The sequence below is a fragment of the Pseudomonas sp. 008 genome, assembly GCF_016861935.1.
Lineage (GTDB): Bacteria > Pseudomonadota > Gammaproteobacteria > Pseudomonadales > Pseudomonadaceae > Aquipseudomonas.
Genome location: NZ_BOMA01000009.1, coordinates 203,421 through 220,059 on the forward strand (window position 1 = coordinate 203,421; position 16,639 = coordinate 220,059).

Below are 16,639 nucleotides of genomic sequence, written 5' to 3' on the forward strand. Positions count from 1 at the left end.
ATGGGTATTGATCTTCCGCTGATCTGGGCCGTGATCATCATCTTCGGCATCATGATGTACGTGGTCATGGACGGCTTCGACCTGGGGATCGGGATTCTTTTTCCGTTCATCAAGGGCAAGACCGACCGTGACGTGATGATGAACACCGTCGCCCCGGTGTGGGACGGCAACGAAACCTGGTTGGTATTGGGTGGCGCGGCATTGTTCGGCGCCTTCCCGTTGGCCTATTCGGTGGTGCTCTCGGCGTTGTACTTGCCGCTGATTTTCATGCTGATCGGGCTGATTTTCCGTGGCGTGGCCTTTGAGTTTCGCTTCAAGGCCAAGGACGCCAAGCGCCACTTGTGGGACAAGGCATTCATCGGTGGCTCGATTGCCGCCACCTTCTTCCAGGGCGTGGCATTGGGTGCGTTCATTGATGGGCTGCCGGTGGTCAATCGTCAGTTTGCCGGTGGTTCACTCGACTGGCTGACACCGTTCACGATGTTCTGTGGCGCGGCGCTGGTAGTGGCTTATGCGCTGCTCGGTTGCACCTGGTTGATCATGAAGACCGAAGGCAAGCTGCAGGAGCAGATGCATGATCTGGCGCGACCATTGGCCTTCGTGTTGCTGGCGGTGATTGGCGTCGTCAGCATCTGGACGCCGTTGGCCCACGCCGAGATCGCCGCACGCTGGTTCACCCTACCGAATCTGTTCTGGTTCCTGCCAGTGCCGATTCTGGTGCTGGTGACTCTGTACGGTCTGATTCGCGCGGTGGCCCGCAATGCGCACTACACGCCATTCCTGCTGACCCTGGTGCTGATTTTTCTCGGCTACAGCGGTCTGGGTATCAGCCTGTGGCCGAACATCGTGCCGCCGTCGATTTCGATCTGGGACGCTGCCGCACCGCCGCAGAGCCAGGGCTTCATGCTGGTGGGCACGCTGTTCATCATCCCGTTCATCCTGGGTTACACCTTCTGGAGCTACTACGTGTTCCGCGGCAAGGTCACCCACGAAGACGGTTACCACTAGCCCATACGAATACGGCGCAAGGTTGATACCTGCGCCGTTGCAGAGGAGAACGCGATGATGGCTGGCAAACCTGATTTGCAGGAAATCGAAGCCGCAGAGAAAAAGCCGCTTTGGCAACGACTCGGCTGGCTGGCGTTGATCTGGGCAGGCAGCGTTGGGGCACTGTTCATCGTGGCCACACTGATGCGCATGTTCATGAATGCCGCGGGCTTGAGCACTCACTGAAATTCCCATCCCGTCGCCTTGCGGCACGGATTTATAACCCTCCTGCTACGGAGGGTTTTTTTTGCCTGCTGTTATTTGCGTGCCTTGAGAATCACGAACTTGGGGGTAGCGGCCACTTGTTCGACGCCGCGGAACAACCGCGCAAGCTTGCTGTGATAGCCCAGATGACGGTTGCCGACGATGTACAGCGCGCCGCCCACCACCAGCGCTTCGCGCGCTTGCTGGAACATCCGCCAGGCCAGGAAATCGCCGACCACTTGCTGTTGGTGGAATGGCGGATTGCACAGCACCACGTCGAGGGATTGGGGTTCCTGCCCCGCCAACCCATCGCCGGCACGTACGATCACGTCACGATCACCCAGCGCCGCGCGCCAGTTTTCAGCGGCCGATTGCACGGCCATGAATGACTCGTCCACCAATGTGTAATGGGCCTCGGGGTTTTGCAGGGCGCTGGCGATCGCCAGCACGCCGTTGCCACACCCCAGATCGGCGACCCGCGCTGTGCCGAGGTTGTTCGGCAAGTGCGGCAGAAAGGCCCGCGTGCCGATATCCAGCCCTTCGCGACAGAACACATTGGCGTGATTGAGCAGTTCGATTGCAGGCGTGTCGAGTCGATAGCGCGTCGGGTATGGAGAGACAGCGGGGGCTTTGGTTTCGGGCGTGGCGATCAGCAGCCGAGCCTTCTTCATGGCCAGCGAGGCTTGCACCGGGCCGATATAGCGCTCCAGCAGATCGCCCGCGGCACGTGGCAGATGCTTGACCATCGCGGCGGCAATCACTTGAGCGCCGGGAGCCAATTGACCCTGTAGCCGGATCAGTTGCTCTTCCAGCAAGGCCAGGGTTTTCGGTACCCGGATCAATACCCGGTCAAACGGCCCGACGAAGGCTTCGCTGGCAGGTACGCTCGGCACCGAATCAAACGCCTGGCCGTTGCGCATGAGGTTTTTTTCGAGCCCCTGAAAGGCCAGAAATGAATCGCCGCTGCTGGTGACCCGGACCTTGCCCGCCAGGCTGATGGCCAATGCGCCGAAGCTGTCGTTGAGTACCAGTACGCGAGTATCTGCTGTCGGTTGTTGCCCGGCCAGATGATTGAGCAGGTATTCATCTGCGGCATCAAACGCTTGCAGCGGTTCGTTCTGCTGTTCAGGCTGGCGGATCAGATCGAGTTGAGCGAAGGGGGTTTCGAGCAAGGGCATGAGGCGGGGCTCTGATAATCAACGGGGGCCGCCGCTTCGGGGCGTTGTAGCGGGCGGAACCATCCGAGCGGACAGCGTCGTGGAACTTTCCACGGCATCACTCAGAACGGATCGCAATGGTACGTTTTTTTCGTCCGAATTACTCGCAGGGATTACCAGATTCGAACAGTTTCAGATAACCCCCGACCTTGCTGCGCTGATCACCGCTGCAATCTTGTTGTTGACGCCAAATTTGCGGATAGCGCCCTTTATATGGAAATTTACTGTGCTTTCACTCAGTCTGAGGATGATTGCGATCTCGCAGGCCGTCTTGCCGTCGGCTGAATATTTCAGTACTTCAATTTCTCTGCATGATAAATGCACCGTGGCCGGCTTCAGCGAGGAGACATGCAGGTCTTTCGCGACAAGCCCGTGCAGGTGACGGCTAATAAATATCGCGTAGCCCAGATTTTTGTACAGTTCATATGCGGTAATCGGGCAATGGGTTCTGGCCACGCTCAGCATGCTGCAAAGCCCGTTCCTATCATGAACGGATTGGGACCAGCCGTAGTTCAACCCCTGGTTTTTTTTCGCTTGCCACAGCCTTGGTGTTTTTGAATAGCACTCTTCTTGCCAGAGAATCGGCACTTCGGAATCATGGCAGTGGGCTAGTATTGGATCAACCGCATCGTAATGCTCGTTTTCATATTTCGTGTTCCATTCTCTAGGGTAATTATTCAAATTTATCTTATGGTGGTGTGTCCCTGTTGTTGGGGATGTTATTGAAAATGCACAGAAATTAAAGTCCATATTTTTGACGAGATTAAGCGACATCTCATATGCAGACTTTATTTCTTGAGCGCCAGAAAGCTGTGTTAACTGTGACTCCTTCCACACTTTCATTTGGTAACTCCATGCGGACTTTCTTGGGGGTGCCAATTGGATCCAAGATCCGGCACGTCCCAGAGTGTAGGAGGATTCTTACAAACATGCTGAACTATTTTGCTCTTTAAAAAAGCGTGGAGCGGCATAACTGGTTCTTAGCTATTCTTTATGGAAAGACAAAATCCGACGCTCATGTATTTGTTTTTATTGTTGTACTGTTTTGTTACCCGGATGAAAGACATTACAAATCATCGGTGTTTACACAGCCCGCTTTGCGGGACACTGGGGTCATCTGTTGAATGGAGCGACCCATGACTGCCAGTGCAGAAAAATTCACTCGCCAGACGCTGTTTAACGTCCAGCCATTGACTCCCAATCTGTTTACTCTGCGGACCACCAGGGATCCGGGCTTTCGTTTTCGCGCAGGGCAATTCGCCCGGCTGGGAGTGACCAAGGCAGACGGCAACATAGTATGGCGGGCCTATTCCATGGTTTCGTCACCCTATGACGAGTTCCTTGAATTTTTCTCCATTGTTGTGCCGGGAGGGGAGTTCACCAGTGAGCTGAGTCGGCTGGAAGTTGGCGATACGCTGCTGGTCGACCGTCAGGCCTTTGGTTATCTGACCCTGGATCGCTTCGTCGATGGCCGTGACCTCTGGTTGTTATCCACCGGCACGGGCGTAGCGCCGTTTCTGTCGATCCTTCAGGACTTCGAAGTTTGGGAGAAATTCGAACGAATCATCCTGGTCTACAGCGTGCGCGAAGCGCGGGAGCTGGCGTACCAGGCATTGATTACGGAGCTGGCGCAACGTGACTACCTGGCCGAGTACGCGCACAAACTGCAATTCATCGCCACCGTCACCCGCGAACAGCATTCGGGTGCCTTGAACGGGCGGATCACCAGTCTCATTGAGAATGGTGAACTGGAACAGACGGCTGGTGTAGCACTGACCGCGGAGCATTCACGGGTGATGCTCTGCGGTAACCCGCAGATGATCGATGACACGCGCAAGCTGCTCAAACAACGGAATATGCACTTGAGCCTCAGTCGCCGACCTGGCCAAGTGGCGGTGGAAACCTACTGGTAAACAAACGGCGCCCCGAAGGCGCCGTTTCTCTGGGCAATCAGCGATCAGGGCCGATTGTTCTGAGCCTTGAGCAGATCGCGGATCTCGCTCAGCAGTTCTTCTTCCTTGGTCGGAACCGGCGGCAGGGTTGGCGCAACGGCCTCTTCGCGTTTCAGACGGTTGATAGCCTTGACGCCCATGAAGATCGCGAAGGCAACGATGATGAAGTCGATCATGCTCTGGATGAACTTGCCATACGCCAGCACCACTGCCGGGACATTACCGTTAGCGGCCTTGAGCGTAATGGCCAGATCACTGAAGTCCACCCCACCGATCAGCAAGCCGATTGGCGGCATCACCACATCGCCGACAAACGAAGAAACGATTTTGCCGAAAGCAGCGCCGATGATGATACCGACGGCCATGTCGACCACATTACCTTTGACCGCGAAGGCCTTGAACTCACTTATCACGCCCATAGGTTATTTCCTTGTTACAGATGAGGTTGGTGAGCGCAGTGTAAATCAGCAAAGCGTCCCTTGCTTGAAACGCCTTCTTACAATGCCCGTTTCTATCGACACATCTTCTGGTAATTAGTTTACAAAACGCCACTATTCGCGCGCGTTTACCCGCTCTAGACCGGGCTTTCCAGAACCTTTTTGCTATCGGCCCGGTACGGGATTTCTATTTATGTTTTGGCCTTTGGGTCACTAGCCTCTGTGGTGCGCACCAGGATGCGCTTAATAAAACCAGAGGAAACTTCCATGACAACTCCCCTTGGCCTCGGGGCTTTTCCCCTCCGTCGTACCTTCGGCGTTCTGACCGTCAGCCTGCTGTCCTTCTCCATCAACGCTGCGACGTTGACCCGTGATAATGGTGCCGCTGTCGGCGACAACCAGAACTCGCAAACCGCCGGCGCGACCGGGCCGGTGCTGTTGCAAGATGTACAGTTGATTCAGAAGCTGCAGCGTTTCGACCGTGAACGCATTCCTGAGCGTGTGGTGCATGCCCGTGGCACCGGCGCCCATGGCACGTTCACCGTGACTGACGACCTCAGTGACTTGACCAAGGCCAAGGTATTCGCCGGTGGCCAGAGCACGCCGGTATTTGTGCGTTTCTCCGCAGTGGTCCATGGCAACCACTCACCGGAAACGCTGCGTGACCCACGGGGGTTCGCCACCAAGTTCTACACCGCAGACGGTAACTGGGACCTGGTTGGCAACAATTTCCCGACCTTCTTCATCAGGGACGCCATCAAGTTTCCGGACATGGTCCATGCCTTCAAGCCGGACCCGCGCACCAATCTTGACGATGACTCCCGTCGTTTCGATTTCTTCTCTCATGTTCCGGAAGCCACTCGCACCTTGACCGAGTTGTACTCCAACTCCGGCACCCCGGCCAGCTATCGGGAGATGGACGGCAACGGTGTACATGCCTACAAGTTGGTTAACGCTAAGGGCGAAGTTAACTATGTAAAGTTTCACTGGAAAAGTTTGCAGGGAATAAAAAATCTCACTCCTAAAGAAGTCGCCAATGTTCAAGGTCAAGATTACAGTCATATGACCAACGACTTGGTTGTCCATATCAACAAGGGGGACTTTCCGAAGTGGGACTTGTACGTCCAGGTTCTAAAACCTCAAGATTTGTCCAAGTTTGATTTCGATCCATTGGACGCCACCAAGATTTGGCCTGGTGTTCCTGAGCGAAAAGTTGGACAGATGGTATTGAACCGTAATCCGGCGAATGTATTCCAGGAAACCGAACAAGTGGCGATGGCACCGGCCAACTTGGTTCCGGGTATCGAGCCTTCGGAAGATCGCTTATTGCAGGGGCGAGTGTTCTCGTATGCCGATACCCAACTGTATCGCCTGGGGGCCAATGCACTGCAGTTGCCGATCAACGCACCGAAAGTCGCCGTGAACAACGGTAATCAGGATGGTGCGATGAACATCGGCGCCAGCAGCACGGGGGTGAATTACCAGCCGAGCCGTCTGCTGTCCCGTGAGGAGCCGCAAACCGCGCGTTACAGCCAGTCGACCCTGTCGGGCAGCACGCAGCAGGCGAAGATTCAACGTGAGCAGAACTTCAAGCAGGCCGGCGATCTGTATCGCTCGTTCAACCAGAAGGAACGTCAGGACCTGATCGACAGCTTCGGCGGCTCCCTGGCCACCACCGATGACGAGAGCAAGCACATCATCCTGTCCTTCCTGTACAAGGCCGACCCGGAATACGGGACAGGCGTAACCAAAGTGGCCAAGGGTGATCTGGCCCGGGTCAAGGCGTTGGCGGCCAAACTGGTCGACTGATCTATCTGCCTGAAGCGGGGCCTCGTACGAGGTCCCGTCTGACCAAGGAGTCCCGCCATGCGTGTTTATCTGTCTGTGTTTCTGGCGTGTGTGTCGTTCGGTGTATTCGCCGGGCCTGACGCGCAAGTCTCGAAGGACCCCGAGGCGCTGAAAGCGCAATTACAGGATTACTATTTCGATGCCGCCCGAAGGGGGGATGTGCCGATGCTCGAGACCTTCATCGAGGCCGGCTATTCCCTCGACACCCGCGACAGCAAGGGTTACACCGCGTTGATCCTGGCCGCCTATCACGGTCAGGGTGCCGCCGTGGAGCGTTTGTTGGCGGCCGGGGCGGACGCCTGCGCTCAGGATCAACGCGGCAATACCGCGCTGATGGGCGCGATTTTCAAAGGCGAAGTGCAGATCGCTCGAACCCTGCTGGCCGCCAATTGCAGCCCCGACCAACGCAACGGCGCCGGGCAGACTGCCGCGATGTATGCCGGATTGTTCAAGCGCGTCGAGTTGCTCGACGCACTCAAGGCCAAAGGGGCGGACCTGAACGCCGAGGATCCGTTGGGCAACAGTGCCGCGCGTCTGGCCAGCGGTGAAATCCGCACGGCGGCGCCGCGCTGATCCGCGTCAGCTGAGCTATCATCGCGGTTTTTGCCGGGAGTTCAGATGGCCAAGGCCAAGCGCATGTACGGCTGCACCGAGTGTGGCTCAACCTTCCCCAAGTGGGCCGGCCAGTGCGGCGAATGCGGGGCCTGGAACACGCTGACCGAAACCATGGTGGAGAGTGGCGGCGCCGCAGCCCCCAGCGGTCGCACCGGTTGGACCGGCCAGCAGGCTCAGATCAAGACCCTGGCCGAAGTCAGCGTCGAAGAAATTCCGCGGTTCTCCACGGCGTCCAGTGAGCTCGATCGTGTTTTGGGCGGTGGTCTGGTGGATGGCTCGGTGGTGTTGATCGGTGGTGACCCCGGTATCGGCAAGTCGACCATTCTGTTGCAAACCTTGTGCAACCTCGCCAAGAGCATGCCGGCGCTGTATGTCACCGGCGAAGAGTCCCAGCAACAAGTGGCCATGCGTGCCCGACGGCTGGGCTTGCCTCAGGATCAACTGCGGGTGATGACTGAAACCTGCATTGAAACCATCATTGCCACCGCCCGGCAGGAAAAGCCCAAGGTGATGGTGATCGACTCGATTCAGACGATCTTCACCGAGCAACTGCAGTCGGCACCGGGCGGTGTCTCCCAGGTGCGCGAAAGTGCGGCATTGCTGGTGCGTTACGCCAAGCAAAGCGGCACGGCGATTTTCCTCGTGGGCCATGTCACTAAAGAAGGTGCGCTGGCCGGCCCCCGAGTGCTGGAGCACATGGTCGACACCGTTCTGTATTTCGAAGGCGAATCCGATGGGCGCCTGCGTTTGCTGCGGGCGGTGAAAAACCGGTTCGGCGCGGTGAATGAGCTGGGCGTGTTCGGCATGACCGACAAAGGCCTGAAAGAAGTCTCCAACCCTTCGGCGATTTTCCTGACACGCGCTCAGGAGGAAGTCCCGGGCAGTGTGGTCATGGCCACGTGGGAAGGCACCCGGCCGATGCTGGTGGAAGTTCAGGCGCTGGTGGACGACAGCCACCTGGCCAACCCGCGCCGGGTGACGCTCGGTCTGGATCAGAATCGCCTGGCCATGTTGTTGGCGGTTTTGCACCGCCACGGCGGCATCCCGACTCACGATCAGGACGTGTTCCTCAACGTGGTCGGCGGTGTGAAGGTCCTGGAAACCGCTTCCGACCTGGCCTTGATGGCGGCAGTCATGTCCAGTTTGCGCAACCGGCCGCTGCCCCATGATTTGCTGGTGTTTGGCGAAGTCGGGTTGTCGGGTGAAGTGCGCCCGGTGCCGAGTGGCCAGGAGCGTTTGAAAGAGGCGGCCAAGCACGGCTTCAAACGCGCCATCGTACCCAAGGGCAACGCGCCGAAAGAGCCGCCACCGGGGTTGCAGATTATCGCCGTGACGCGCCTGGAACAGGCCCTCGACGCACTGTTCGAATAAACCGTAAATGGGACCCAAACCCTGTGGGAGCGAGCAGGCTCCCACAATGGAAGGCGGGAGGCCTTCAGTCTTCGATCAGGGCAGCCAATTCGCGCTCTAGTTCCCGGGGATCGCCCAGGTTGAACTCAATCAACCGCCGCAGGCGCTCGATGGATTCCAGGCTGATGTGTTTGCAGACGAACCCGAGCTGGCCATGGTCATCGTGGGTCAGTTGCACATCCATCTTGATGGCGACGTCATCGTTGAGATGAATGTCGACCAGGAAATGCCATTCCCGATTACCCAGCCATGGCTCGGGCTTCTCGACCAGCAGTCCCTTGAGCGACAGGTCAATCAGCCGCACCGGCCAGGTGAATTCCCCTTGGCTCAGTTCGGTTCGGGCATCGAACGCAATACGTCTGAAGCGGCGGCGATCGGCAGGTTGTTCGCTCATGGCGCAATCCTCGTAAAGGTTCGCTGACTATAGACCTGCATTGCCGAAGGCTGCCAGCACAGTGATGGCTCTAGACTGATGTCGAACTATGGTCTTTGCCGCCAGTAGCGCTAAACTCGAGATGGCTGTCTTTCTTGTCCACTCTGGCTGGAATCATAAAATGAAAAATAATAATAGCCCGCTACGCCACTTACCCTGGCTGCTGCTGGCAGTCGTAGGAGCGTGCGCCCTGGGCGTAGTGGCATTGCGCCGAGGCGAGGCGATCAACGCCTTGTGGATCGTTGTCGCAGCCGTCGCTATCTATCTTGTTGCATATCGCTACTACAGCTTGTTCATCGCTAACAATGTGATGCAACTCGATTCGCGTCGGGCTACACCTGCCGTGATCAACAATGACGGTCTGGACTACGTGCCGACCAACAAACACATTCTTTTCGGCCACCACTTCGCGGCCATCGCCGGCGCGGGGCCGCTGGTCGGTCCGGTGTTGGCGGCGCAGATGGGCTACCTGCCCGGTACGCTGTGGCTGATTGCCGGTGTGGTGCTGGCCGGTGCGGTTCAGGACTTCATGGTCCTGTTCATGTCCACCCGCCGCAACGGCCGTTCCCTGGGCGACATGGTCCGTGAAGAAATGGGCCGCATCCCCGGGACCATCGCGCTGTTCGGCTGCTTCCTGATCATGATCATCATCCTCGCGGTGCTGGCGCTGATCGTGGTCAAGGCCCTGGCCGAAAGCCCGTGGGGCATCTTCACGGTGATGGCGACCATTCCGATCGCGATGTTCATGGGCATCTACATGCGCTACATCCGCCCGGGCCGCATCGGTGAAATCTCGGTGATCGGCGTGGCGTTGCTGCTGGGTTCGATCTGGCTCGGCGGGCAGATCGCCGCTGACCCGGTCTGGGCCAAGGCGTTCAGCTTTACCGGGGTCCAGATCACCTGGATGCTGATCGGCTACGGTTTCGTGGCAGCCGTGTTGCCGGTGTGGCTGATTCTGGCGCCACGTGACTACCTGTCGACTTTCCTCAAAATCGGCACCATCGTCGCACTGGCGATCGGCATTCTGATCACCATGCCCGAGCTGAAAATGCCGGCATTGACCCAGTTCATCGACGGCACCGGGCCGGTGTGGAAGGGTGGGCTGTTCCCGTTCCTGTTCATCACCATCGCCTGTGGCGCAGTGTCGGGTTTCCATGCGCTGATCTCCTCCGGCACCACGCCGAAGCTGCTGGATAACGAAGTCAACGCTCGCTACATCGGTTACGGCGGCATGCTGATGGAATCCTTCGTGGCGATCATGGCGATGGTTGCCGCTTCGGTGATCGAACCGGGCGTGTACTTCGCCATGAACAGCCCGGCCGCGGTCGTCGGCGGTGATGTGGTGGCGGTAGCGACAGCGGTCAGCAACTGGGGCTTTGCCATCACGCCGGAAGCGTTGCAAGCGGTAGCCAAGGACATCGGTGAAACCACCGTCCTGGCCCGTGCCGGCGGTGCGCCGACCCTGGCGGTCGGTATCGCACAGATTCTGCACAGCGTGCTGCCGGGTGAAAACACCATGGCGTTCTGGTACCACTTTGCGATCCTGTTCGAAGCATTGTTCATCCTGACTGCCGTCGACGCCGGTACCCGTGCCGGACGTTTCATGCTGCAGGACTTACTCGGCTCCTTCGTACCGGCGCTGAGACGCACCGAATCCTGGACCGCCAACCTGATCGCCACCGCCGGTTGTGTGGCGATGTGGGGCTACCTGCTGTACCAAGGCGTGATCGACCCGTTGGGTGGCATCAACACCTTGTGGCCGCTGTTCGGTATCTCCAACCAGATGCTGGCTGGTATCGCGTTGATGCTGGCAACTGTCGTGCTGATCAAGATGAAACGCCAACGCTACATCTGGGTCACCATGCTGCCCGCCGTTTGGTTGCTGATCTGCACCACCACTGCAGGCTTCATCAAGCTGTTCGACGCCAACCCGGCGATCGGCTTCCTGTCGCTGGCCAAGAAGTACAGTGATGCCCTGGCCAACGGTCAGATCCTCGCTCCGGCCAAGAGCATCGAGCAGATGCAGCACGTGATCTACAACGCTTATACCAACGCAACGCTGACCGCACTGTTCCTGTTCGTGGTGTTCAGCATCCTGTTCTATGCGCTCAAGGTCGGCATTGCCGCCTGGGGCACCAAAGAACGCACGGATAAAGAGTCGCCATTCCAGGCTCAGCCGGATGCGTAACCTGAGGATTGCACCATGTTCAATGACCTGAGTCGCCTCGGTAAATACCTCGGTCAGGCCGCACGCCTGATGGTCGGCATGCCCGACTACGACAACTACGTCGAGCATATGCAAACCAAACACCCGGACAAACCGGTGATGAGTTACGAGGCGTTCTTTCGGGAGCGCCAGGAGGCTCGTTACGGCGGCAAGGGTGGACCGAAGTGCTGTTGATGTATGCGGTTTAGGTAACACACCACTGTAGGAGCACGGCTTGTCGGCGAAGGCGATCTTCAAGATGCTTTCGCCGGCAAACCTGGCTCCTACAGTTTTTTTGCGTCCGGGAGATCTTATTTTGTTAGCGCCAATCCCTGTCACGATCCTCAGCGGCTTTCTCGGCGCTGGTAAAACCACCTTGTTGCGCCACCTGCTCAAAGCCGAGCACGGCCTGAAAATCGCCGTGATCGAAAACGAGTTCAGTGACGCCGGCATCGACACCCAGCTGTTGGGCGACGAGCCCGTGCAAGTGATGACGCTGTCCAACGGCTGCGTCTGCTGCACCATCCACACCGATTTGACCAAAGCGCTGTACCTGCTACTGGAGCGCCTGGACAGTGGCGAAATCGCCTTTGACCGCCTGGTGATCGAATGCACCGGTCTGGCCGACCCGGCCCCGGTGGCACAAACCTTTTTTATCGATGAAGAGCTGCGCGAGCGCTACATCCTCGACGGCATCATCACCCTGGTGGACGCGGCTCATGCCGAACTGCACCTGACCCAGACCATTGCCCAGGCGCAGATCGGTTTTGCCGACCGCTTGCTGGTGAGCAAGCGCGACCTGGTGGATGAGCCGACCTTCACTGCCCTCAGCGAACGCCTGACCCGCATCAACCGTCGTGCACCGATTCGTGTGGTTGACCACGGCAAGATTGATCTGGCCGAGCTGCTCGATGTGCGTGGCTTCAACCTCAATGCCGACCTCGGTGGTGGTGTGAGTTTACGCCCGGTGAGCAAGGCGCCCTCCATCGACCGTATTTCCAGCCTGGTGCTGCGTACCGACAAGCCGCTGGATATCGACAAGCTCAGCGAGTTCATGAACGAACTGCTCGAAGAGCATGGCAAGCAACTGCTGCGTTACAAGGGCGTGCTGAACATTGCCGGCGAGGACCGGCGTCTGGTGTTTCAGGGAGTTTTGAAACTCTATGGTTTTGATTGGGACACCGAATGGGCCGAGGGGGAGAGGCGCGATAGTGTGATGGTGTTTATTGCCGATGACTTGCCGGAAGAGAAGATTCGGGCAGGGTTTTCCATGCTTTGATCCGCCAGGTTTTCGCACAAAAAACCGGCCTGAGTGATCGCCGGTTTTTTGAGCTGCCGTTGTCAGGTGTGCCTATGCCGGCACGCTGAAGTCGAGCGACAGTATGTTGGGAATCGTCGGGTCAACGGAATATAGCAAGGCATACCCGACACCTGATATCCCCGTCAGTAGACTGATGTCGGGAACCTGATCGCTGCTGAGAAAATTGCCCTCGAAAAAGTTATGGGCGACTTGTTCAAATGCTTTTTCAACTCTGGTGACGCCCTCGTGATTGCCTGAATCCCGGTACCAATCGTACAAGCAGATCAGATTGCCAAAGTCACCATGACACAAGCTATAACCGCTCCCAAGGCCATGACGCCAGAGATTGCTCTCGCACCTGGAAATATCCTCATCCACTTTCTGTCTGGTTGATGTCTCCAGGACATCTCCCATCGACTTCAAGAGCTGTCGCCTGGCAATCAGAATTCCACCATCTCCGTGGCACCACTTGGTCAAATGCCCAGGATTCTCCTTGTCTCTCAAGTCCAGCCAGAACCCGTCGCGAGTCAAGCGGTTTTCGCTCTCGAACACCTCAATGGCCAAGGGCACCAGAGACCTGTCGTAAGTCACGTCATAGGCTTTGCACAAGGCATGGAGCACTCCCGAGAGCCCGTGGGACAGGCCTGTCAAAATGACAGACTGATCGTTGCGTCGGAAAAAACGGCCCTCTTCAATGATGAGCTCACTTTTTATGTAATCGACCATACGCCTGATGGCTGATAGCAGATCTTCTCGCGGATTCAATACATAGACATTTGCCATTAGCGTCACCGCGCCACAGCAGCCCGACAGAAAATCAAAGTCATAATCCTTGGGGGGGACTTCTATTATTCTGGTCAGTAAGTCTTCCAGTGTATCGTTATATTTTTGATCGCCGGTGATCTGCTGGCGGCTCAAGAGGAGGTAGATATAAGAGCCCAACCCATGAAATGCACTGACACTCGAGTCGCTCTTGAAATAACCGAATGATTCGGCCAGTGAGTGCAGCACTCGATCAGCGCAGGTCAAATAATGAGGTGTCCGGCTTACTTTGAATAGACTCAGATAAAACAGTCCAACCCCGGCGATCCCGGAATACAGGCCATTACCCATTGGGGAAAGATATTTTTTATGTGTCGTGGGGTGTGTATGGAAGGATAGCCATCTAATGTCCGCGCCCGCTTTCGTCACCGCGAGCTCCTCGACGCGGGAAGCGATTTTGATGATGTTTTCAAGACGATCAGTCGGTGCCGAACGTTCAGTTTTCGTATGAGTATGCGTGAGATTAAGAGGCTGAAGGTCATTTGGCTTTGGAAACAGACATGTTTCGAGAATAGTGCGTTGCAAGGCTTTATCCGCTAGAGACAAGCTGTCCATTTTTTTCAAGCAGCTTTCGTACGGCGGTCTTACTTGAGGTGTTTCGATTTTTTCACCGTGTGCACTCACTAGATAACGGGAGGTGAGGGGCATGGTAAAACACGGAATGCTTAACCTTTGCAGGTCCATTATTTCGTGCCGGGGAATGCCTATTGTAATGTAGGCATCTTTCAAATCTTTCCACAGGGTGGCGAGTAAGAGCTCTCTATCGAGCATGTTTTGCATAAAGCGTGGATGACGGCTCAGTCCGATAAAGTCTGCATAACGTTGAGTGTTTTTCACCAGTACACGGGTCGCGAGCTGCTCTGCAGATTGTTCAAGCATTCGAGCAATGGTTTGTCGGTGGGTCATCAACGCATCGTAGGCAAATTCAAAGCCCTTAAAGAACGCTTCTTTATAATGCTCCAGCCCTTTTCGTTCATCGGCCAACAGAGGCAGGTGTTTTTGCTGAAGGCAATGTTCTGTATTGATTTTGCGCAAATGGTAAAAGCCGTTTTCATGAACGAGCGATTTGCCAGTGGAGAGGAATCGCTCTTGTCGTGTCAACCCGCTCAAGTCGTTACCTGAACCTTGCGCGAAAGGTACAAAGCCGCTGGAAAAAACTGAATGCCGAGTCGACGTAAATGCCTTGAACAGAGCAGAGTCAGCCGGCAAGTCATAAAGCAGGTCGCTGATAGAAGCCGTAAACAAACATTCCAGGTCAATCATGACCGGGTTGCTTCCATGCGCAATAATGTTTTCGTGATGAAAGTCGATACCGTTCAAAGCATGGATAACGGCGATTTGTGCTCCCATTTTTCGGTAGAACAGTTCAACCTCCGCCAGGTTTGCACAGGGTAGGTTCTCGATTACCTCTATCCAGCTATGTTTTCCACGACTGACAATTCTGGGCGAATAGATAGAAAAACACTCAGCGCCTGTCTGCTCGTGCAGTTCACCAAGGAGACGATTGAAAAACAGTGCCTCCTGGCTCGCCCTTGGTTTGTATACCAGGGGCATTGCACCGACCTCAACCCGACAAACCGTTTCACCGCGGCCATGCGGGTCTCCCAGACCAAATTCGATAGCGCTTATTTTATCGCAGGGGATTGAAAACTCGTTTCGCAGAGATTCAACGTCGGCAGCGAAGTCGAGAATGACGGTATACAAATAGTCAATTGCATCCTCCAGCAGCCCAAACAATAAGCTCGCCAACACCGGGTAGGCTTCAAAAAATGTGCTGAGTGAAAGAGTTCTCAGTTGCTGGCTGAGTTCAGGCAATTCAACGTTGTTGCCTTGGGCAATCTGAGTGTTCAAATAGTGAACAAGGCTCTGTTCGGAGGTGCGGCTGATTCTGTCTAATATAAAATTTTCAATACTTGAAAGTAACGTTTGCTCACAGATGTGTGTCGACGCACTCAAGTAGCGTTCGTCTGTTTTGAAAGCATCGATAAAATAAAGGTAAAAGCGGTAGGCGAACCAATAGAAATTTTCACTGTTTTTCGGGGCTGGCTTCTCGTCGGTATTTATGGCGTCTAGTGCAGTTACTTTTTTTCGCAAAGAATTTAGTGATGCTTCACTGCTGCTGGGCAGCAGGTGCGTATTGGTGGGTTCTTCCACAAGCGAAGCCAATTCCTTCCGGTCCATTCCAAAATAATGCAGGACGGCCTGGTCGTCAATTTCATGCAGGCGGATCATGTTATTTCTGAAGTTGATAAGTTCATTTTCAGAAGAAAATCTGCGTTTACCTCGCTGACGCAACGTCAAGAAATTAGCCAACATGCCGAAACTCCCTGTATGGATCGAGCAGGCGTTGCCTGCTCGATCTTTTTATTGTTGATCACTTGACAGACTGACTGGCTGGTAATTTATCCAGGTCGGTCGTCGGTATAACGGCCAATGATCAAGGAATCGAACAACCCAGGCCTGTGCATTGCAAGGTGCCACAGTCAAGAATGGTGGTGCCCATTGCTTCAATGTTGTCTTTGTCGCAAGACTGGTACGCTTCAAAGTCGCGATCAAAATCGCCGGACATATTTAGAATCTGCTCGTTCATAGTGTTATTCTCATTGTTGGTCAGGTACTAAATGCAGTGAGCAACGGTCAGCCGGATACCGGTAATTGCCTTTGGCTACATTGTATTCAGAGTTTTTATAGGGCTGAGCTGCTTTTATCTAAAAGAAGATTTACGCAGAGGCGTATTTCTGGCTTTAGACAGGCTCTGCCACAGTTTTAGCACAGAATGGCGGTGCAGTTTTCGGTGCCACACTCGACGATTGTCAGTGCTGCCGATTCAATGCCGTTTCGGCTGACTTGTTGATAGGCTTCGAACTCGCTATCGAAGTCGCCGGACATGGCCATAAGTATCTCGCTCATCATGTTCCTCTTTTTATTAACCACCGGTATGGTGTGCGAAAAAAGTTAACATGCTCCGGGCGGGACACCAATACGTAGCTTATAACCTCATATTTCAGTTGTTGGTTGTCAGGTTGTAATTTTCAGGGCGTGTTGGGTGTCGTGCTGTAATGATTTCAGGGTGATATTCAAGTGGTCTGAATAACTGGCTGAAGAAAATATGAGTTTGTTTATATCGAATTCGCAACAAATAGTATGA

At 55.5% G+C, this 16,639-nt stretch carries 16 protein-coding genes; 9 read left to right on the forward strand and 7 right to left on the reverse strand.

Translation table 11 applies throughout. The features are described 5' to 3' along the window. Together cydB and JUI81_RS19685 are read left to right on the forward strand one after the other, a co-directional pair. Nucleotides 1-1,008: a cytochrome d ubiquinol oxidase subunit II gene (gene cydB / locus JUI81_RS19680; protein WP_019581295.1), complete on the forward strand. Its 1,008-nt coding sequence runs from the start codon at nucleotides 1-3 to the stop codon at nucleotides 1,006-1,008. A gap of 57 nt (nucleotides 1,009-1,065) precedes the next feature. Then, the gene (locus JUI81_RS19685) at nucleotides 1,066-1,233 is read left to right on the forward strand and encodes a DUF2474 domain-containing protein (RefSeq protein ID WP_081625770.1); all 168 of its coding nucleotides are present in this window, start codon (nucleotides 1,066-1,068) and stop codon (nucleotides 1,231-1,233) included. A gap of 71 nt (nucleotides 1,234-1,304) precedes the next feature. Here JUI81_RS19685 and JUI81_RS19690 read toward each other — a convergent pair whose 3' ends face one another. Both JUI81_RS19690 and JUI81_RS19695 read right to left on the reverse strand, forming a co-directional pair. Further along, the gene (locus tag JUI81_RS19690) at nucleotides 1,305-2,429 is read right to left on the reverse strand and encodes a class I SAM-dependent methyltransferase (protein WP_096479518.1); all 1,125 of its coding nucleotides are present in this window, start codon (nucleotides 2,427-2,429) and stop codon (nucleotides 1,305-1,307) included. Between the two features lie 171 nt (nucleotides 2,430-2,600). Then, entirely contained in the window at nucleotides 2,601-3,311 is a 711-nt protein-coding gene (locus JUI81_RS19695) for an autoinducer binding domain-containing protein (RefSeq protein ID WP_204124860.1), read from the reverse strand. Nucleotides 3,312-3,604: 293 nt separating this feature from the next. Between JUI81_RS19695 and JUI81_RS19700 the strand changes: the two genes are divergently transcribed. Continuing rightward, nucleotides 3,605-4,381: a ferredoxin--NADP reductase gene (locus tag JUI81_RS19700; protein WP_028938870.1), complete on the forward strand. Its 777-nt coding sequence runs from the start codon at nucleotides 3,605-3,607 to the stop codon at nucleotides 4,379-4,381. A gap of 44 nt (nucleotides 4,382-4,425) precedes the next feature. Here the strand turns inward: JUI81_RS19700 and mscL are convergent, their stop codons facing one another. After that, on the reverse strand, nucleotides 4,426-4,839 hold the full coding sequence (mscL, locus tag JUI81_RS19705) for a large-conductance mechanosensitive channel protein MscL (protein WP_019581290.1): 414 nt from the start codon (nucleotides 4,837-4,839) through the stop codon (nucleotides 4,426-4,428). A 285-nt stretch (nucleotides 4,840-5,124) separates the two neighbouring features. On the opposite strand from mscL, the gene katB reads away from it, so the two are divergent. The 3 genes from katB to radA are packed head-to-tail and all read left to right on the forward strand — an operon-like array spanning nucleotide 5,125 to nucleotide 8,691. Next, on the forward strand, nucleotides 5,125-6,666 hold the full coding sequence (gene katB / locus JUI81_RS19710; RefSeq protein ID WP_204124861.1) for a catalase KatB: 1,542 nt from the start codon (nucleotides 5,125-5,127) through the stop codon (nucleotides 6,664-6,666). Nucleotides 6,667-6,723: 57 nt separating this feature from the next. Then, entirely contained in the window at nucleotides 6,724-7,278 is a 555-nt protein-coding gene (locus JUI81_RS19715; protein WP_018925821.1) for an ankyrin repeat domain-containing protein, read from the forward strand. A gap of 45 nt (nucleotides 7,279-7,323) precedes the next feature. Continuing rightward, complete coding sequence (radA, locus tag JUI81_RS19720; RefSeq protein ID WP_019581287.1) at nucleotides 7,324-8,691, forward strand: DNA repair protein RadA; 1,368 nt, start codon at nucleotides 7,324-7,326, stop codon at nucleotides 8,689-8,691. Nucleotides 8,692-8,755: 64 nt separating this feature from the next. Here the strand turns inward: radA and JUI81_RS19725 are convergent, their stop codons facing one another. Beyond that, entirely contained in the window at nucleotides 8,756-9,124 is a 369-nt protein-coding gene (locus JUI81_RS19725) for a PilZ domain-containing protein (protein WP_019581286.1), read from the reverse strand. 160 nt (nucleotides 9,125-9,284) lie between these two features. Here JUI81_RS19725 and JUI81_RS19730 point away from each other — a divergent pair, with 160 nt between their 5' ends. From JUI81_RS19730 to yjiA, 3 genes are all read left to right on the forward strand, one after another. Beyond that, nucleotides 9,285-11,351: a carbon starvation CstA family protein gene (locus JUI81_RS19730; protein ID WP_028938873.1), complete on the forward strand. Its 2,067-nt coding sequence runs from the start codon at nucleotides 9,285-9,287 to the stop codon at nucleotides 11,349-11,351. A 15-nt stretch (nucleotides 11,352-11,366) separates the two neighbouring features. Next, a complete protein-coding gene (locus tag JUI81_RS19735; protein WP_007937254.1) occupies nucleotides 11,367-11,564 on the forward strand; it encodes a YbdD/YjiX family protein in 198 nt (65 codons plus the stop codon). 121 nt (nucleotides 11,565-11,685) lie between these two features. Beyond that, a complete protein-coding gene (gene yjiA / locus JUI81_RS19740; protein ID WP_204124862.1) occupies nucleotides 11,686-12,648 on the forward strand; it encodes a GTPase in 963 nt (320 codons plus the stop codon). Between the two features lie 72 nt (nucleotides 12,649-12,720). Here the strand turns inward: yjiA and lanM are convergent, their stop codons facing one another. The 3 genes from lanM to JUI81_RS19755 all read right to left on the reverse strand — a co-directional run bounded on the left by lanM (nucleotide 12,721) and on the right by JUI81_RS19755 (nucleotide 16,401). After that, entirely contained in the window at nucleotides 12,721-15,807 is a 3,087-nt protein-coding gene (lanM, locus tag JUI81_RS19745; RefSeq protein WP_204124863.1) for a type 2 lanthipeptide synthetase LanM, read from the reverse strand. A 121-nt stretch (nucleotides 15,808-15,928) separates the two neighbouring features. Next, nucleotides 15,929-16,081: a hypothetical protein gene (locus tag JUI81_RS19750; protein WP_019581282.1), complete on the reverse strand. Its 153-nt coding sequence runs from the start codon at nucleotides 16,079-16,081 to the stop codon at nucleotides 15,929-15,931. A 176-nt stretch (nucleotides 16,082-16,257) separates the two neighbouring features. Continuing rightward, nucleotides 16,258-16,401, reverse strand: coding sequence for a hypothetical protein (locus JUI81_RS19755; RefSeq protein WP_169342470.1), 144 nt, complete (start codon nucleotides 16,399-16,401; stop codon nucleotides 16,258-16,260). Nucleotides 16,402-16,639: the final 238 nt, after the last annotated feature.